The 20,488-nt window shown below is 36.1% G+C and carries 13 protein-coding genes; 12 read left to right on the top strand and 1 reads right to left on the bottom strand.

The genetic code is table 11. The features are described 5' to 3' along the window. Window positions 1-6 precede the first annotated feature (6 nt). From ACJJVJ_RS08705 to ACJJVJ_RS08685, 5 genes are read left to right on the top strand one after another with little or no spacing between them, the layout of a single operon-like run. A complete protein-coding gene (locus tag ACJJVJ_RS08705; RefSeq protein WP_104514480.1) occupies window positions 7-540 on the top strand; it encodes a DUF3341 domain-containing protein in 534 nt (177 codons plus the stop codon). After that, on the top strand, window positions 540-1,244 hold the full coding sequence (locus ACJJVJ_RS08700; RefSeq protein ID WP_405369902.1) for a c-type cytochrome: 705 nt from the start codon (window positions 540-542) through the stop codon (window positions 1,242-1,244). Before ACJJVJ_RS08705 ends, ACJJVJ_RS08700 begins: the two co-directional genes overlap by 1 nt. A 21-nt stretch (window positions 1,245-1,265) precedes the next feature. Then, window positions 1,266-2,663, top strand: a complete 1,398-nt coding sequence (locus tag ACJJVJ_RS08695; RefSeq protein WP_405369901.1) for a quinol:cytochrome C oxidoreductase — start codon at window positions 1,266-1,268, stop codon at window positions 2,661-2,663. Window positions 2,664-2,684: 21 nt separating this feature from the next. Then, on the top strand, window positions 2,685-3,761 hold the full coding sequence (locus ACJJVJ_RS08690; protein WP_104514483.1) for a cytochrome c oxidase subunit II: 1,077 nt from the start codon (window positions 2,685-2,687) through the stop codon (window positions 3,759-3,761). 4 nt (window positions 3,762-3,765) lie between these two features. Next, a complete protein-coding gene (locus ACJJVJ_RS08685; RefSeq protein WP_104514484.1) occupies window positions 3,766-5,586 on the top strand; it encodes a cbb3-type cytochrome c oxidase subunit I in 1,821 nt (606 codons plus the stop codon). Window positions 5,587-5,658: 72 nt separating this feature from the next. Here ACJJVJ_RS08685 and ACJJVJ_RS08680 read toward each other — a convergent pair whose 3' ends face one another. Further along, the gene (locus ACJJVJ_RS08680) at window positions 5,659-6,165 is read right to left on the bottom strand and encodes a peroxiredoxin-like family protein (protein WP_405369900.1); all 507 of its coding nucleotides are present in this window, start codon (window positions 6,163-6,165) and stop codon (window positions 5,659-5,661) included. Window positions 6,166-6,340: 175 nt separating this feature from the next. Between ACJJVJ_RS08680 and ruvB the strand changes: the two genes are divergently transcribed. The 7 genes from ruvB (at window position 6,341) to sprA (ending at window position 20,437) form a co-directional block, all read left to right on the top strand. Then, window positions 6,341-7,366 carry a Holliday junction branch migration DNA helicase RuvB gene (gene ruvB / locus ACJJVJ_RS08675; RefSeq protein ID WP_104514486.1) on the top strand — a complete coding sequence of 342 codons (1,026 nt, stop codon included), beginning with the start codon at window positions 6,341-6,343 and terminating at the stop codon, window positions 7,364-7,366. 3 nt (window positions 7,367-7,369) lie between these two features. Further along, window positions 7,370-8,722: a cytochrome P450 gene (locus tag ACJJVJ_RS08670; RefSeq protein WP_405369899.1), complete on the top strand. Its 1,353-nt coding sequence runs from the start codon at window positions 7,370-7,372 to the stop codon at window positions 8,720-8,722. Window positions 8,723-8,947: 225 nt separating this feature from the next. Further along, window positions 8,948-9,451: a hypothetical protein gene (locus ACJJVJ_RS08665; protein ID WP_405369898.1), complete on the top strand. Its 504-nt coding sequence runs from the start codon at window positions 8,948-8,950 to the stop codon at window positions 9,449-9,451. Between the two features lie 37 nt (window positions 9,452-9,488). After that, window positions 9,489-10,016, top strand: a complete 528-nt coding sequence (locus ACJJVJ_RS08660; protein WP_405369897.1) for a DUF6252 family protein — start codon at window positions 9,489-9,491, stop codon at window positions 10,014-10,016. Between the two features lie 289 nt (window positions 10,017-10,305). Continuing rightward, on the top strand, window positions 10,306-12,594 hold the full coding sequence (locus ACJJVJ_RS08655; RefSeq protein WP_405369896.1) for an NADP-dependent malic enzyme: 2,289 nt from the start codon (window positions 10,306-10,308) through the stop codon (window positions 12,592-12,594). A 58-nt stretch (window positions 12,595-12,652) separates the two neighbouring features. Further along, window positions 12,653-13,234 (top strand): Holliday junction branch migration protein RuvA, encoded by a 582-nt coding sequence (gene ruvA, locus ACJJVJ_RS08650; protein ID WP_104514489.1) that lies wholly within the window; start codon window positions 12,653-12,655, stop codon window positions 13,232-13,234. Window positions 13,235-13,279: 45 nt separating this feature from the next. Beyond that, entirely contained in the window at window positions 13,280-20,437 is a 7,158-nt protein-coding gene (sprA, locus tag ACJJVJ_RS08645) for a cell surface protein SprA (protein ID WP_405369895.1), read from the top strand. Window positions 20,438-20,488: the final 51 nt, after the last annotated feature.

Genomic DNA, 20,488 nt, shown 5'->3' with positions numbered 1-20,488 from the left:
GATATTATGTCAACAAAAATTATACACGCTTTATATACTGACGATGATGTTTTACTGCAAGCGGTAAAACAAGTTAGAGATAAGCATTACCATATTGATGAAATATTCACACCGTTCCCGGTGCATGGTCTAGAAAAAGCTATGGGAATTGCAGATACTCGCCTTGCGATTAATGCTTTCTTATATGGAATAGTAGGTTTGTGTGTAGCAACTGCTATGATGAATTATATAATGATAGAAGACTGGCCACAGAATATAGGTGGTAAGCCTAGTTTTTCGTATTTAGAAAACTTGCCAGCTTTTGTACCTATCATGTTTGAGTTAACAGTATTTTTTGCAGCCCACTTAATGGTTATTACTTTTTATATGAGAAGTAGATTGTGGCCATTTAAAAAAGCTGAAAATCCTGATGTAAGAACGACTGATGATCATTTCCTTATGGAAATTGATACACATGGTGCTGATGTTGAAGAAGCGACAAAGTTTCTTTATGACACTGGTGCAGTAGAGATAAAATTAATTGACAAAGAAGCGCACTAATGAATAGATCTGTAAAAACGTTCTTGTTTGCATTTGCTTCAATTCTTGTTGTTTCCTGCGGAGGAGATGATAAGTCGACAGCAACTGATTCAAATAGAAGTGTTCAGTATTTCCCTAATATGTATGAGTCCGCAGGTTATGAGGCTTATCAAGAAGGAGAGATATTTCCTGGAAATGTAGAAGCTCAATTACCTGTTGAAGGTACGGTTTCTAGAGGGTGGATGCCATATGATTATGATGATACTAATGATGGTTACGCTTCCGCGAAAGCGAACTTAAAAAATCCTCTTCCATATACTGAAGCTAATTTAACTAATGGTGAGGCTCTTTTTGGAATTTACTGTGCTATATGTCACGGTAAAAAAGGTGATGGTCAAGGTACTCTAGTTAAATCTGAAAAGATATTAGGTGTACCTAGTTATGATGCTCGTGATATTTCACAAGGTTCTATTTATCATGTTATGTATTACGGTATAAATTACATGGGTTCTTATGCTGCTCAAACTTCTATAGAAGAGAGATGGCAAATAGCTCATCATGTAGATGCTTTAACTAGAGATTTGAAAGGTCAGGCTCGTAAGGAGTTTGTTACCGAGGTTTCTAATGAAGATGAAACGGCGATGATGGATGTACACCACGACGAGGAGACTCATAGTGTTGATGATCACGCTACAGAAAATGAACCAACAACTGAAGGGCATTAAGCCCTAGTAGATATTGTAAATATGTATAAGGTAACAAGCAAATTAAAGATTGTAGCATTCTCTCTTATTATTTTAGGAGCACTGCTAACTGCGGTAGGATTTTGGCAAGTACCAGCTTCTCAAGATGCAGTTAAAGAAATGCTTGCAAAGGAAGCAGCGCACGGAGGTGGGCATGCTGTAGACAGTAACGAACATCATGATGTTGCAACTGTATCTCATGGTGATGCAAGTCATGAGACTTCCGTTTCGGGAGAGCATCATGGAGAATCTGCTCATGGTGTTAGTCATGAAGATGAGCATGCAGAGCATGTTTATCATCAACTAAAAAATAGACCGTGGTCAGCTGTTTATGTAGCAGCTTTCTTCTTCTTTATGATAGGATTAGGTGCTCTTGCTTTTCATGCAGTTCAAAAGGCAGCACAAGCAGGTTGGTCACCAGTACTATTCAGGGTAATGGAAGGTGTTAGTAGTTATATTTTGCCAGGTGGTATTATAATGTTTCTTCTTCTTTTAGCTACTGGATTAGGTGCTAACCATATTTTTATATGGATGAATGAAGGTGTAGATGTTGTAGGTCATGAGAATTATGATGCAATTGTTGCAGGAAAAACAGGCTTCTTGAATGTTCCTTTCTGGTTATTTAGAGCTGGTGCTTTTCTTGTAGGTTGGAATATTTATCGTTGGAACATTAGAAAATTTGGTTTAAAGCAGGATGAAGCTGAGGATGGTGACATTGCTTGGTATAAAAAAGGCTTTAAGCACAGTGCTATGTTCTTGGTGTTTTTCATCGTAACTGAATCTATCATGTCTTGGGACTGGATTATGAGTTTTGATCCTCACTGGTTCTCAACTTTATTCGGTTGGTATGTATTTGCAAGTATGTTTGTATCTGCTATTACTGCGATTGCTCTGGTTACAATTTTCTTAAAATCTAAAGGTTACTTAGAATTTGTAAATGATTCTCATATTCATGATTTAGCTAAATTCATGTTTGGTATTAGTATCTTTTGGACGTATTTATGGTTCTCACAATTTATGTTGATTTGGTATTCTAATATTCCTGAAGAAGTAACTTACTTTGTTACTCGTATAGAAGATTATAATATTGTATTCTTCGGTATGGTTGCTATCAACTTCTTGTTCCCATTATTGATTCTTATGAATTCTGACTTTAAACGTATCAACTGGTTCGTAGTAACTGCTGGTTTGTTTATAATTGTAGGTCACTATTTAGATATTTATGTTATGGTTATGCCTTCTACGGTAGGTGAATCTTGGTTCATAGGTTTCCCGGAAATAGGTTCGTTCTTATTTTTTGCTGGTCTATTTATCTTTTATGTATTCCATACGATATCAAAAGCTCCTTTATTAGTTAAAGGTGATCCTTATGTAGGAGAGAGTAAACATTTCCATTATTAAAACCCATAGAAAACAACTGTAATGACAGCATTTCTAATCATATTTATAGCAGCCCTTTTTGCGATCTCTGTATGGCAAATATCTAAAATCGTTAATTTAGGTAAATCTCCTGAACACGATGTTGAAGCAGCGGAAGTAGCAAACGACTCTGATAATAAACGTCAAGGTCAAATGATGCTTGTTTTTGTAATAGCCATGTACATCATGATGATTGCATGTTTCGTAGGGTATCAAGATTATTTCCTTCCTGATGCAGCATCTGCACATGGAGCAGATTATGATAACTTATTACTTCTAACAACCGTGGTTATTATGGTTGTACAAGTTTTAACGCAAGGTCTACTTCACTTTTTCTCATATAAATATCACGGTAGAAAAGGTCAAAAGGCTTTGTTCTATGCAGATAACGATAGACTTGAGTTTATTTGGACAGCGATTCCAGTTGTTGTATTAGCTGGTTTAATTCTTTGGGGATTATTCTCTTGGAATGATATCATGGATGCAAACACTGATGATGATCCATTAATAGTGGAAGTATATGCTTATCAATTCGGTTGGAAAGTAAGATACAGTGGTGCAGATAATACTCTAGGAGATGCAAATGTACGTTTCATCGAAGGTCAAAATGTTATCGGTATTGATCCTACGGATAAGGACGGTATGGATGACAAAGTAGGTTCTGAATTACATTTACCTGTTAACAGACCTGTTATTTTCAAATTCAGAAGTCAGGATGTTTTACATTCAGCTTATATGCCTCATTTTAGAGCTCAAATGAATGTGGTGCCAGGAATGGTAACTCAGTTTAAATTCACTCCTTCAGTTACTTCTGAAGATTATAAGTCGACTGAATTTATGACTGAAAAAGTTCGTAAGATTAATGAAATTAGACGACAAAAAAGTAAGGAGTTAGTAGCTGAAGGTGATGTGGCTTTAGATCCATATGAATTTGAATACTACCTTCTTTGTAATAAAATTTGTGGAGCTTCTCATTACAACATGCAAATGAAGATCGTTGTAGAAAGTGAAGAAGACTACAATGAGTGGTTAGAAACACAACAAACTTTTGAAAAAACTTTAGCTAACGCTGAAAACTAGAAATATGGCACAATCAATAGCTGTTACTGCAGATCAGGGACATGATGAAGAACACCACCATCATAAGCAAACTTTTGTAACTAAATATATTTTCTCTACAGATCATAAGATGATTGCTAAGCAATATCTTATTACTGGTCTTATCATGGGTGCGATAGGTATCGCGATGTCTGTGTTAATGAGATTACAACTGGCTAATCCAGGTGAGCCAAATATGGTATTTGAAGCATTGTTAGGTAAGTGGGCTCCTGATGGAGTGATGGATCCTAATATGTATCTTGCTTTAGTTACTATACACGGTACTATAATGGTATTTTTTGTACTTACTGCTGGTCTAAGTGGTACGTTCTCTAACTTCTTGATTCCATTGCAAATCGGTGCCCGAGATATGGCATCTGGATTTATGAATATGGTTTCTTATTGGTTGTTTTTCCTTTCGGCTGCTATTATGATAGGTTCTCTTTTTGTAGAATTAGGGCCTGCTGCTGCTGGTTGGACTATTTATCCTCCATTAAGTGCGCTACCTGAGGCTATGGGTGGATCTGGTTTAGGTATGACTTTATGGTTAGTTTCTATGGCCATTTTCATTGCATCTTCTCTTTTGGGTTCTCTTAACTATATTGTAACTGTTATAAATTTAAGAACAAAGGGAATGTCTATGACGCGTCTTCCTTTGACTATTTGGGCATTTTTCGTTACTGCTATTATTGGTGTTGTTTCATTTCCAGTTTTATTTGCCGCTGCGTTACTGCTTATAATGGATAGAAGTTTTGGTACTTCTTTCTTCTTATCAGATATTTATATTAAAGGTGAAGTTCTTGCGCATCAAGGTGGTTCTCCCGTATTGTTTGAGCACCTTTTCTGGTTCTTAGGTCACCCAGAGGTTTATATTGTATTGCTTCCAGCATTAGGTATTACTTCTGAAATTATTGCAACTAATTCACGTAAACCTATTTTTGGTTATAGAGCGATGATAGCATCTATTCTTGCTATTGCATTCCTTTCTACTATCGTATGGGGTCACCACATGTTTGTATCTGGTATGAATCCTTTCTTAGGTTCTGTATTTACATTCACAACTTTACTTATTGCTATACCTTCAGCGGTTAAATCTTTTAATTACATAACCACATTGTGGAAAGGTAATTTACAGATGAATCCTGGTATGTTGTTTTCTATAGGTTTGGTATCTACTTTTATTACTGGTGGTCTTACAGGTATTATATTAGGTGATAGTACTCTAGATATTAATGTACACGATACATATTTCGTAGTTGCTCACTTTCACTTAGTAATGGGTATATCTGCATTATATGGTTTATTTGCTGGGGTTTACCACTGGTTCCCTAAAATGTTTAACCGCATGATGAATAAAAACTTAGGTTATGTACACTTCTGGTTAACTGCAATTGGTGCGTACGGAGTATTTTTCCCAATGCACTTTGTAGGTATGGCTGGTTTACCTAGACGTTATTATACAAATACTAACTTCCCGTATTTTGATGATTTAGCTGATACTAATAAGTTGATTACGTATTTCGCAGTCGCTACAGCCTTTGCTCAATTATTCTTTGTATATAATTTTGTTAAATCTATCTTCTTTGGTAAGAAAGCTCCTGCTAATCCATGGAAATCTAATACATTAGAATGGACTACTGGAGATACTCATATTCACGGTAACTGGGCTGGTCCTATTCCTACTGTTTATAGATGGCCTTATGACTATAGTAAAGTTAATGAAGAAGGTGAGTATGTAATCGCAGGTCAAGATTATGCACCGCAACACATTCCTATGCAAGATGGTGAGGAAGAAATGAATCACTAATTCCTACAGATTATAAATAAAAATAGCCGCTCTAAGAGCGGCTATTTTTATTTGCAGTTATTTTATTTTGATTTAATCTTCACCTCTAGCAGGGTAATTTTTCTCTTCTACAAAGTCTACAGCTTTAATAACTGCGTCTATTCTTGGCCTTGTGAACGGCATGGTTTGTACTGATGAGAAGTATAAAGTTCCATCTGCTTTTATTAAAAACATTCCTGGTTCTGAAAATAGATCTGGCTCCTTATCGCTTATTCCTTTAGAAAAGTATAGTCCCCATTGTTCAGCTGCTTCTCTCTTTAATCCATAACCGATAGGTAGTTTCTCTACATTCCAGCTGGCCCCTGCCTTTTTAGCTCTTTTCTCGCTGTCCATGCTTACAGCTATAACGTTTATTCCTCTTTCCTCTAACTCATCCAGATGTTTGGTAACGTTTTCTAATTGTTTTTTACATACCGGACAGTGTAATCCTCTATAAAATATAACTAATGTATATTTTTCAGGATGTTGTTTGTCTAATGACCATGTAGTGTCGTTTATTAAATTAATTTCTAGGTTTGGTGTTTGTTGAGTAGGTTTCATTTTTTTTATTTCAATATACACATTAGTAGTGTTCAGTATTGCTAAGTTATTATTAAATCAAGTTAAGCTTATGTTATACCACTTTCGCGAAAGCGGTATCCCTTCATCCTTTTTATTACTATAATTAACAGTGTTACTTTAATAAAGGCTGCGCAATGAGTAGTATCTTTGAGATATGAACGAAAATCTAGATCCTAACGGCGGCCATTTTTCTAATGAAGAACATGATGTAGATAGAGCACTACGTCCTTTATCCTTTGATGATTTTGCAGGGCAAGATCAAGTATTGGAAAATTTGAAAATATTTGTTGCTGCTGCAAATGGGCGTGAAGAAGCGTTAGATCACACTCTTTTTCATGGACCTCCGGGATTAGGTAAGACTACTCTTGCTCATATTCTAGCAAATGAGTTGGGTGTAGGTATTAAGGTTACCTCTGGTCCTGTGTTAGATAAACCTGGTGATCTCGCTGGCTTACTTACTAATCTTGATGAGCGTGATGTGCTGTTTATTGACGAGATTCATAGGTTAAGTCCTATTGTAGAAGAGTATCTCTACAGTGCGATGGAGGATTATAAGATCGATATCATGATCGAGACAGGTCCTAATGCGCGTACAGTACAAATTAACCTTGCTCCATTTACTTTAATAGGTGCTACGACTAGGTCCGGTCTTCTTACTGCTCCTATGCGAGCAAGATTTGGTATTGCATCTAGATTACAATATTATACTACAGAGCTTTTATCTACTATCGTAATACGTAGTGCCGAAATTTTAAATATGCCTATCGATCACGATGCAGCTATTGAGATTGCAGGGCGCAGTCGCGGTACTCCTCGTATCGCAAATGCCTTGTTACGTAGGGTGCGTGATTTTGCGCAAATTAAAGGTGATGGTAAAATAGATATGAAGATCGCAAAGTATGCTCTAGAAGCACTTAATGTAGACGCTCATGGTCTGGATGAAATGGATAATAAGATTCTTACCACTATTATTGATAAATTTAAAGGTGGTCCAGTAGGTATTACCACGTTGTCCACTGCGGTCTCTGAGAGTGCTGAAACTATAGAAGAGGTTTACGAGCCGTTTCTTATACAACAAGGCTTTATTATTAGAACACCTAGAGGTCGGGAAGTTACAGAAAATGCTTACAAGCATTTGGGACGTGTTAAAGCCAATAATTTAGGCGGTTTATTTGAATAATATATGAGAGAGATTGAACAAATACCGGCGCTTACTTTTCTATCTAAATCTATAGAGATTTACAAAGATCCATTACCATTTCATAGAGCTAACTTTTCTAAATACGGTAATACTTTTAAGTTAAGTCCTAAGCCAGGTCTTATGATTCATTTCACTTGTGATGAAAAAATTACGCAACACATACTTCAAAAAAATCAAAAAAACTTTCATAAGTCATCTTTACAAACAGATGATTTAGGAAAATATATAGGTCATGGTTTACTTACTGAAAATGGTGAAAAATGGAAGGCCAACAGAAAGTTAATACAACCTGCGTTTTATAAAAAATCTATAGCGATGCTTATGCAGACTATGGATCAAGTGATCATGGAAGAGTTAGACGGTATTGAGTTAGATAAGGTAACTGATGTGTTTTCCATATTTAACGATCTTGCATTTAAAGTGGTTGCTCGTAGCCTCTTTGATCTGGCAGATATCGAGGACTTAGATAAGAAGATTAATCGCCTACAAGAGATCACAGAACATGCGCAAAAAATGCTTATTAAAGAATTGCGTATCCCATGGATGAAATGGTATTTTGACCGAGAATGGTTATCTGGGCAAAACAGTATTCCTCATGCCTTGTCAGGAATTGAAGAGGCACGAGATTTATTACTAACTATCATAAAGAATAGACGTAAAAGCGATAATGAGCCTGGAGATCTTCTCGATATGCTGTTACACAGCACCTATGAAGATGGATCGCACATGGAAGACGATCAATTAATAGACGAAATTCTCGTGCTATTTATCGCTGGTCATGAAACTACGGCAAATGCGTTGAGCTTTGCTGCGCAGTTGCTCGCTCACCATCCAGAAACTATTAAAAAGGCAAGTAAAGAAGTAGGAACCTTAGATAAGGAAGATCTAATGACAGGATTGATGGCAATGCCGTACATCAAGCAATGTGTAGAAGAAACCTTGCGATTGTATCCACCAGCTTATGTGACTGATCGTGTGGCGTTGGAAGAAGATCTTTGCGCAGACATATTCATGGAAAAGGAAAGTATCTGGCTCATTTCTTTCTACGAGATGCATCGCAGGAAAGACCTCTGGGAAAACCCTGAAGCTTTTGATCCAGATCGATTTGAGAAAGAAAAGGCTAAGAGTTACCGAGATTTTTATTTCCCTTTTGGCGCAGGACCTCGCATGTGCGTCGGTAACAATTTTGCTATGTTTGAGATGATTCTCGTCATCGCAAGAATGCTGGAGCGATTTGATATAGAAACGGTTCACGATACTATAGATTACCATCCATTGATTACCTTAAAACCCAAGAATGCACAATTGGTTTTTAAAGAGAAGTCTAGTCGTTAATTAGATTTTAGTAATTCCGCTTTCGCGAAAACATATCTTTAAAACACATCCTGCTCTAGCCCATAAACTCTTGTTAATTTACCTTTAAGAAATGTTATTACGTAGTTAATGCTTTAGTTTTAAAAAACAAAAGCAATGATTATGAAAAACTTCTTTAATTATTTGTCAAACCGTGCGAGTGAGGCACGAGCGAGATGCGGAATCTCCTTGATCTTAATCACAATCTTGGTTAGTATTTCTTCCTGCGATAAAAACGACGATGACAGTCCACAAGAACCGGTTTCTCAATTGCCGCCAGCTACCATGACTGGTGCAAACACCTTTGGCGCATTACTGGACGGTGAACCTTTTATCCCTAGTGGTGGGATCAATCCTCTGGATTGTGTGTATCAACTGATCAATGGTGAAAGATTTTTTGGTTTACAAGGTAATAAAAGAAATGAAAATTTTAATCTTCTCTCTCTCACTCTCTCTACTAATGCTAAGGAAATTGAACAAGGTCAAACATATCAATTAATTGAAGAAGCTGATGGTAATGCTACTGGTATTTACGGATTGAGCGGTGACTTATTTTTTACAAATAGTATTCAAACAGGTGAGATGACAATCACTCGTCTTGATTTAAATACCCAAATCGTCTCTGGTACTTTTTTCTTTGACATAATCGATGGTAATGGCAACCTTAGACAAATACGTGAAGGACGATTTGATATGCGTTTCACTCAATAAAAAACGAAAAAGAAAAATAAAATCAAAAACAATTAGCATGAAATATATATTGATCCTTCTACTTATAAGCAGCCTTATAGCTTGCGATAAAAACGACGACGACAGCCCACAAGAGCCAGTTTCTCAGTTGCCACCAGAGACAACTACTGGTGAGAATACCTTTGGTTGCTTAATCAATGGTGAGCCATTTGTGGTTAGGAATACTAGCAATCAAGTAGCCATATTTCAAAATGGTGGTCTTTTTATCGGAGGTCAGCTCACGTCTAATGGATTTTTAGATAATGTAAATATGTTTATTAGTGAAAGTAACATAGGTGCTCCCATTATGGAAAATTCCATATATCAATTAAATTCTGACACAATTCCTAAGGGAGAATATTTTTCAGAAAGATTGAATTGTAGATTTAACACATCAACAAATTATTCTGGTAGCATAGAGATTTTAAAATTAGACACGGTTAACTACATCATTTCAGGGAAATTTCACTTTCAAGCGAATTCTAACTCCTGTACCGAGATCATAAATGTTACCGAGGGCAGATTTGACTTACAATATATACCATAATTAGATCAAAACATTAATTAACAAAATATCAAAATGAATAGATTTTTACTGTAATCCATCTTTGGATCAGCATAAAACAAGCTTTACTATCTTCAGATTTCTTTCATCTTAACCAGTTTTATAATAATAAACAGTCTATTCTTTAATCTTATACGATCTCATTTTTTGGATTATTTTATAAATATTCTCACTTTCGCGAAAGCGAAACAAACCACATAATTTTTTACCCACAAAAAATACTTAGTCTTCATTAAACCTTACATTTGTTTTATACTATTCTAAAGGATTTATGAGCGAAGAAAGTAAGAGAAGAGAAGCGTTAGTATATCATGCTAAACCTACTCCTGGGAAAATAAAAGTAGTTCCTACTAAAAAATATAGCAGTCAGCGTGATTTATCATTAGCATACAGTCCAGGTGTGGCAGAGCCGTGTCTGGAGATTGCAAAGGATAAATCAAACGTTTACAAATATACCACCAAAGGAAATCTAGTTGCCGTGATTTCTAATGGTACCGCAGTTTTAGGGCTGGGCGATATAGGTCCAGAAGCTTCTAAACCTGTAATGGAAGGAAAGGGATTGCTTTTTAAAATATTTGCAGATCTTGATTGCTTTGATATAGAGGTAGATACTAAGAATGTAGAAGAATTTATTCAAACGGTTAAAAATATCGCACCTACCTTTGGTGGGATTAATCTGGAAGATATAAAAGCTCCAGAAGCCTTTGAAATAGAAAGAAGATTAAAGGAAGAGCTGGATATTCCTGTAATGCACGACGACCAGCATGGAACGGCTATCATTTCTAGTGCAGCGCTTTTAAACGCATTAGAACTGGCTGACAAGAAAATCGAAGAGGTGAAAATAGTCATCTCTGGTGCTGGTAGTGCAGCGATTTCATGTACTAGTTTATATGTAACACTAGGGGCTAGAAAAGAAAACATCATGATGTTTGATGTAGATGGTCTTATTACAAAGGATAGAACAAATCTAGGGAAAGAGCAAATGCAGTTTGCTACTGATAAGCCTAAAGTAGATTTAAGAGAAGCCTTTAAAAATGCAGATGTTTTTCTAGGACTATCTGTTGGGAATATTGTGGATGGAGAGATGTTGAAGTCCATGAATGACTCACCTATTGTTTTTGCCATGGCAAATCCTACTCCTGAGATCGATTATGATCTCGCTATGGCATCTCGAGAAGATATCATCATGGCTACTGGTAGGAGTGACCATCCTAACCAAGTAAATAATGTTTTAGGTTTTCCGTTCATTTTTAGAGGTGCGCTAGATGTTAGAGCTACTAAAATTAATGAAGAGATGAAAATGGCAGCTACTAAAGCCATAGCTCAACTAGCAAAAGAGCCTGTTCCAGAACAAGTGAATATCGCTTATGGGGAGTTGAAAATTGCCTTTGGTAAAGATTATATTATCCCTAAACCATTTGACCCTAGATTGATAGCTACTATACCGCCTGCAGTTGCTAGAGCAGCTATGGAAAGTGGAGTAGCAAAAGAACCTATTACAGACTGGGATAAGTATGAAGAACAATTGCTTAGTCGCATGGGGTCTGATAATAAGCTGGTACGTTTATTACTTAATCGTGCGAGAATTAATCCTAAAAGAGTCGTATTTGCCGAGGCAGATAATATAGATGTTCTTAAAGCTGCACAAATCGTACTTGAAGAAGGTATCGCTACTCCTATTCTTTTAGGACGTCGCGATATGATTGAGGAGCTTATGGAAGACATAGGCTTTGATCAGCCTTGTTTAATTATAGACCCAAAGTCTGACGAAGAAAAAGCACGTAGAGATCGATATGCTCAAGAGTTTTGGAAACTGAGACTAAGAAAAGGAACCACAGAATTTGATGCTGGTAAAACTGTAAGGCAGCGCAATTACTTTGCTGCAATGATGGTGAAATTGGGTGATGCAGATGCGTTGATAACTGGTGTTGCGCAGTCTTATCCTATATCGGTAAGACCTATGATGGAAATTATAGGAAAAGCACCTGGTGTAGATAAGATAGCAACGACTAACTTAATGATTACCGCCAGAGGTCCATTATTTGTGTCAGATACTTCTATAAATATTAGTCCAGATGCATTAGAACTTGCAAAAATTGCTCAAATGACTGGGCGTACAGCAAATATGTTTGGTATATCGCCTGTAATAGCGATGACTTCTTATGCTAACTTTGGATCTTCTTCACATCCACATGCGACTAAAGTTACAGAGGCCGTTAAATATTTACATCAATACTATCCAGATTTAGTGGTAGATGGAGAGTTGCAAACAGATTTTGCACTCAATGCAGATTTGTTGCAAAGCAAGTTCCCATTTTCTAAACTAGCTGGTAAAAAAGTAAATACGCTTATTTTTCCTAACCTAGAAAGTGCAAACAGTACTTATAAGATGCTTAAAGAACTTAATAACATCGATTCTATAGGTCCTATAATGATGGGTATGGAAAAACCAGTTCATATACTTCAGTTAGGAGCAAGTGTAGATGAAATTGTAAATATGACTGCTGTTGCAGTTATTGATGCACAGCAAAAAGAAAAACACGCTAATAGGAAAGAGTAACCACCCAATTTAGTAGGTTATAATTTATTACATTTGAGTTCTTAAAAACTGTTAATTAATGATTGCGCAACTTCAAGGAAAACTGGTGGAAAAGAATATGACCGATGTGGTTATAGACTGTGGTGGAGTAGGTTATCTAGTAGAGATATCCCTTCATACTTATTCTTTAATTCCAGAAGGAGAACTAATTAAATTGTTTACTTATCAATTAATTAGAGAAGATGCGCACCGTTTGTTCGGTTTTATAGAAAAAACAGAGAGAGAGGTTTTTAAATTATTGCTCTCTGTTTCTGGTATTGGGGCAAATACGGCTAGAACAATGTTGTCTAGTTTAGACCCTAACCAAATTGCACAGGCTATTGCATCTGGAGATGTGAAAACTATTCAAAGCGTTAAGGGAATAGGTGCAAAAGGTGCTCAAAGAGTAATTTTAGATTTAAAAGATAAAATCCTACAAGTCCTCGATAATCCACAATTAACAGTCGTGGCAAGCAATACTGGAAGGGATGAAGCGTTATCTGCTTTAGAAACCTTGGGATATATGCGTAAACAAGCACAAAAAGTGGTTGATAAAATCCTATCGAGTCAGCCAGATGCTAGTACAGAACAGCTTATAAAACAAGCACTTAAACAATTATAGGATTTGAGATACAGTAATAATAACCTAAGGGCTTTTGTCTTTCTTTTGTCTTTATTTGTTTTCGCTTTCGCGAAAGCGCAACAACCAACAACTACTCCACAAGATCCTGTCAGAACAGGTGCAAGAATAGGTAGGTTAAGTTTACCTAATCCACCCAGTATAGTTACTCTGTACACTTATGATGCAAATCTAGATCGCTATGTGTATTCCAGTAGTTTTAATGGGTATAACATAGATTTTCCATTTATACTTACTAGAGAGCAGTATCTAGACCGTGTTCTTAAAGAACAAATGTCAAATTATTTTAAGGAAAAAGCTGCAGCCATTGCTGGTAGAACAGAAGAAGATAAAGAAAAGCAAAAAGATTTATTACCTAATTTTTATGTAAATTCTGAGTTGTTTGCGTCCATTTTTGGAGGTACAGAAATCGATGTAGATCCACAAGGGTCTGTAGAAGTGGATTTAGGATTGCTTTTCAATAGGTCAGATAATCCTAGTTTTTCTCCCAGAAATAGGCAGAATTTAACCTTTGATTTTAATCAACGTATTAATTTAAGTCTGGTAGGTAAAGTCGGTACAAGATTACAGGTAAATGCAAATTATGATACTCAAAGTACGTTTAACTTTCAAAATCAGATAAAATTAGATTATACACCTACAGAAGATGATATACTACAAAGTATAGAGGTAGGTAACGTGTCTATGCCGCTTAACTCTCAATTGATACGTGGGGCTCAAAGCCTTTTTGGTATTAAGACAGAGTTGCAATTCGGTAAAACTAGAATAACTGCTGTGTTTTCAGAACAGCAGTCAGAATCCACTACGGTACAGGCCGCTGGTGGTGCGACAATTAATGATTTTGACTTTTTCTCATTAGATTATGATGAGAATAGGCATTACTTCTTATCTCATTATTTTAGAGATAATTATGACACTTCCTTGGAGAATTATCCTTTCATTAATAATAACATCCAGATTACACGTGCTGAAGTATGGATTACAAATAGAGGTAATAGTACTCAAGATGTACGTAATCTAGTCGCAATACAAGATATAGGAGAGGCAAATCCTGATAATATAGGTCTAGGCACACAGCCAGGAGGTTTTATTAATGTAGCTGCAAATAGCTTTCCTGATAATGAAAATAACGATTTTAATCCAGAAGGAATTAATGGTGGTGGGCAAACGATTTTAAATTCTCAAATTAGGGAAATAGCAACTGTTCAAGCAGGTTTTGGTAGTGCTACGGTTAATGAGGGTTTTGATTATGTGACCTTGGAAAATGCACGTAAACTTACCGCTCAAGAATATACTTTAAATACCCAACTAGGTTATATCTCATTAAGACAGCGTTTAAATAATGACGAAGTTCTTGCTGTTGCGTTTCAATATACTGTAGGTGGTCAGGTATATCAAGTCGGTGAATTTGCAAATGACGGTGTTGTAGCTACAGATGTTGTGGTAAATGCAAATCCTAATCAACCAGCTGTAAATAATCAAAGTCTAGTTGTTAAACTTCTTAAAAGTAACCTTACTAACGTTAGTCAGCCTATCTGGGATTTAATGATGAAAAACGTCTATAATTTAGGCGGTTTTCAATTAACTCAAGAAGATTTTAAATTAAATATTTTTTATCAATATCCGCCAGAGTTAAATTACATCACGGCTGCCGAGGGAACCTTAACTAATCCTGCTGTTCCATTACCAGGAGATGTTGATCAAACCACATTAATACGAGTATTTAATCTCGATAGATTGAATCAACAAGGAGATCCACAGCCGGCAGGTGATGGTTTTTTTGATTACCTACCAGGTATAACCATCGATCCAGAAAATGGTCGGATTATTTTTACAACAGTAGAACCTTTTGGTAGTCATTTATTTGATAAGTTGAATACTGGTTCAGGTACTGAAGATTATAACGATCCGACTACCTATAATGCAAATCAAGAACAGTACGTATATCGCGATATGTATCGCACCACAAAAGCGCAAGCATTACAAAGTGCCGATAAAAACAAATACTTAATAAAAGGTGAATACAAAGCAACTGGTCAGGAAGGGATTCCTATAGGTGGTTTTAATGTGCCTAGAGGTAGTGTTACGGTAACTGCTGGTGGTAGGACACTTCAGGAAGGTATCGATTATACCGTAGATTATCAACTAGGTCGTGTGATTATTCTAGACCAAGCATTGCTTAACTCTAATACGCCTATTCAAGTTTCTACAGAAAACAATTCTGTTTTTAATCAACAGACCAAACGTTTTACAGGAATTAACGTAGAGCATAAATTTAGTGAAGATTTTATTTTAGGTGGTACTTTTTTAAATTTAAAAGAACGACCTATAACTCAAAAATCTACTTATGGTTTTGAGCCTATCAATAATACTATTATAGGAGCTAACTTTTTGTACAATACGGAAGTTCCTTTTTTAACTAGGCTGGCTAATAAACTGCCTAATATAGATACCGATGTTGCTTCTAATCTTTCTCTAAGAGGTGAATTTGCTTATTTATTTCCAGGGTCACCAGCAGGTGACGATTTTGGAGGTGAGGCATCTGCTTATGTAGATGATTTTGAAGGTTCTCAAACTTCTATAGATATTTTAACCCCATTTTCATGGTCGCTAGCTAGTACACCTATGGCCTTTGAAGGTAATGGTAGTACTGCAACCCCATTAGAGTATAACTTTAGTCGTGCAAAATTAGCATGGTATTCTATTGATCCTATCTTTTATGGAAATCAAAGACCTGATGGTATCACAGATGATGATGTGTCTGACTATAGAACTAGACGTGTTTTTGTTGATGAAATATTCCCAAATGTAGATTTGCAACAAGGTCAGCAACAAGTTATAAATACTCTTGATTTATCATATTATCCTAATGAAAGAGGACAGTACAATTATAATCCGCTAGCTGCAGGGACAAATGTGTTGCCTAATCCTGCAGATAATTGGGGTGGAATTATGCGTTCTTTTTCTAGTACAGATTTTGAACAGACTAATGTAGAGTATGTACAGTTCTGGATCATGGATCCGTTTCAATATGATGCGACTAATAACGGTGGTACTATTTCTATTAATTTAGGTAGTATTTCTGAAGATATTTTAAAGGATAATAGAAAGCAATTTGAAAATGGATTGCCTAACGATGGTGGTACATTGCTCACTACAAATACCGCTTATGGTAAGGTCCCTGTTAATCAATCTTTAGTTTATGCTTTTGACACAGATGGGGCAGAGCGTGATAATCAAGATATAGGTTTAGATGGTTATGATGATAATGAGGAATTAACAGATTTTCCAACTTTTGGACCTTTTGATCCTGCTGGAGATAATTATGAATATTTCTTAGCGACCACAGGCGATATATTTACACGCTATAAGAATTATAACGGTACTGAAGGAAACTCACCTACTACCGTAACTCAAGATGATCGTGGTGCGACAACTTTGCCAGATGTAGAAGATATTAACCGTGATAACACGATGAATACTATCGATAGTTATTATGAATATGATATTGAGATTTTTCCTGGTATGGATGTAACCACTAGTGACTACATATTTGATACTAAAACAGTACAAACTGTTTTACCTAATGGTAATACACTTGACACGAGATGGGTTCAATTTAGAGTTCCTTTAAATGACCCTAATAGAGAAGAAGTAGGAGGGATTGCAGATTTTAGAGCTATACGTTTTATGAGAATGTATCTGTCAGACTTTGAAGTAGACACTTTTTTAAGATTTGGTTCTTTAGATTTAGTGCGTGGTGATTATAGAAGATATACAGAGTCACTAGATGATACAGATCCTATCGCATCAGATGATCCTACTGTATTTGAAGTAGAAGGAGTTAATATTGAGAATAATGAATCTCGTACACCTATTCCTTATAGATTGCCACCTGGTGTAGAAAGAGAAGAATTGCGTACACAAAATCAAAACATACGTCAGAATGAGCAATCACTAGCATTAAGTGTTTGTGATTTAGAACCTGGCGATGCGCGTGGAGTTTTTAAGAACATTAGAATTGATATGCGTCAGTATGAATCTCTTAAAATGTTTGTTCATGCAGAGTCTTTAGTAAATGAGATTTCTGTAGATGATGATGATTTAGAGGCATTTGTAAGAATAGGAGTTGATTTCACTCAAAACTATTACGAGATACGACTGCCGTTAAAACCTACCGCTTTTGGTACAGATGTTAGAGAAGAGATATGGCCGGTTGCAAATAATTTTGATATAGATCTATCGTTGCTTCAGTCCATAAAAGCACAAGTTTTAGGTGATAACACGCTTAATATTAGTGATCTAAACTTCTTTGATCAGGCAGATTTAGATCCGGCTAGTGCTGGAGAAGAGAATCAACATCAATACGGTATTAAAGGTAATCCTAACTTTGGTGATATACGCGCTATGATGATAGGTGTGCGCAACGCAACTACTAATAATATTTGTGGTGAGATATGGGTGAATGAAATGCGTCTCGCTGGTCTTAAAAATCAAGGTGGTTATGCCGCAGTGATGAATATGGATGCAAACATTGCCGACTTTGCAAGTGTGAGCGCAACTGGTAGAAGAAGTACAGTAGGTTTTGGAGCTATAGAGCAAGGTCCTCAAGAAAGAAGTCGTGAAGACGTTACTCAGTACGATGTAACAACTAATGTGAGCCTGGGTAAGTTACTGCCTCAAAAATGGGGTGTTTCTCTACCTTTTTCTTACAGCATAGGAGAAGAAACGATTACACCGCAATACGATCCTCAATTTGAAGATATAGAACTAGAAACCAGATTAGATAACGCAACTAGTGATGCAGAGCGTGATGCCATTCAAGAACAGTCAGAAGATTACACTCGTAGACAAAGTATTAACTTAATAGGTGTGCGCAAAGAAAGAACAGGAGATGCAAAACCGATGCCTTATGATATCGAGAATTTCACTTTTTCTGGGTCTTACAATCAGACAGATCAACGCAATTTTGAAGTAGAGAAATTCCAAGATCAATCGGTTAATGTAGGTGGTACTTATAATTATGCTTTTCCTAAATTAGAGTTAGAGCCGTTTAAGAATGCGGCATGGTTAAATAACACTTACTTGAAGTTTATAAAAGATTTAAACTTTAATCCATTGCCTAATAATTTCTCAGCAGGATTAAATGTTTTACGACAGTACAATACACAGAAGTTTCGCGATTTACAATTAGATACTAACCCTGTAGATTTAAATGGTGATGGGCTACCAGATGCTCAAAATATAACCATTGCACCGCTTACTAATCGCAATTTCACAATGAATCATCAATATGCGATCAATTGGGATTTAACTAAATCATTGCAAGTAAATTTATCTGCAAACAGTGATCGATTGATACGTGATTATGTAAATGAAGATGATACTATTGATGAGAATTATACCGTATGGACCGATTTCTTTGACGAGGGTATTCCTAACTCACACTCTCAACAAATGCAACTTACTTATAAATTGCCATTTGATAAATTTCCTTTTCTCGCTTTCGCGAAAGCGAACTACACATACACATCTGACTTTAACTGGACTCGTAACCAGCAACAATTTGCACAGCTAGATGGCATTCCCGATTTAGGAAACTCTATTCAAAATGCAAATACACATCGCATTAATGGAACGCTAGATCTAGATAAATTATACAGATATGTAGGTCTTGAGAAAAAGAAATTTGGTGTGACAGCAAATGCTGCTAGATCTAGAACAAGATCCAGAACACCTAGACCTAACGAGGCTGCTCAAAATGATAAGAAGGACAAGACCCCAAAGAAGAATTTTGGTAATAAAGCATACAATACACTTATAGGTGTCGTTACATCGGTAAAACGTGCTCAAATAAATTATCAAGAAACCAATGGTATTTTCTTACCAGGTTATACACCAGATATTGGTTTTATTGGGACATTAAAACCTACTTCAGGTTTTGTATTCGGTAGTCAGGCAGAGGTGCGTGACCTTGCCGCAAGACGTGGATGGTTAACCTTATACCAAGATTTTAACCAGCAATATAGTGAAGTAGAGACACGACAGTTAGACTTTAATTTTAAAGTAGATCTGTTAAAAGACCTGTCTATAGATATATTAGGTAATCGTGCTTATCAAGAAACCTATACAGAGAACTATCGTGTAGACGAAGATGATTTAACCTATCAATCGCTTACTTCAAATACTTTTGGTAATTACAACATTACTAATTTAATGATAGGTACTGCTTTCCAAAAAAGCACTATTGAAGATTCAGAAACATTTGATACTTTTAGAAGTAATAGACTTGCTGTGGCAGATAGGCTGGCAACTAGTTTTTATGGAGGTAACGCCTTTACACGAGATGCAGATGGGTATCCATTAGGTTTTTCTAGGAACAGTCAGCAAGTGTTATTACCAGCATTTCTTGCTGCATATGAAGGTAGAGATGTAGAAAAGCAAGATTCTAATGCTTTTAGAAATATTCCTTTACCTAACTGGACTGTAAAGTATACTGGGTTGATGAATTTAAAATGGTTTAAAAAGAACTTCCGTAGGTTCTCTATTAATCATGGATACCGCTCTAGTTATACTATTAATCAATTTCAAACTAATCTAGATTATGTGCCTGGTAACGGTGCTCTGTCTTATGAAGATCAAGTAGGAACTAATGCTCTGAATCAAAATGGTGATTTTAAATCAGAGCGACTTTTCTTTAATATCAACCTTGCAGAGCAGTTCAGTCCTTTGATAAAGATAGATATGGAAATGAAAAACTCGTTGTCCGTTGCGGCTGAATTAAGAAGAGATAGAGCAATATCTTTAAGTTTTGATAATAATTTACTTACTGAAATTAATGGTAATGAGCTCATTTTGGGATTAGGTTATCGTATTAAAGACCTTAGATTTAAATCTAACTTTGGAGGTAGAAGTAAGATTATCAAGAGTGATTTAAATTTAAGAATGGATGGATCGGTTAGAGATAATGTTACTATAGTGAGGTATCTAGATCTAGATAACAGTCAGGCGACCGCTGGACAGACTATTTATGGTCTTAAATTCACTGCAGACTATAACTTGAGCCAGGCGTTTACAGCTATCTTTTATTACGATCATACGTTCTCAAAGTTTGCTATTTCCACGGCGTTTCCACAAACTACCATACGTAGTGGATTTACTTTAAGGTACACATTTGGTAATTAATTCAAGTAACATGCATAATTCAACTTTAAGGTTTGAATTAATAGATAGAGT

Origin of the sequence: Nonlabens sp. Asnod2-A12 (assembly GCF_045063745.1) — a bacterium.
GTDB classification, from domain to species: domain Bacteria; phylum Bacteroidota; class Bacteroidia; order Flavobacteriales; family Flavobacteriaceae; genus Nonlabens; species Nonlabens xylanidelens.
This window is presented reverse-complemented; position numbering and strand designations above follow the sequence as displayed.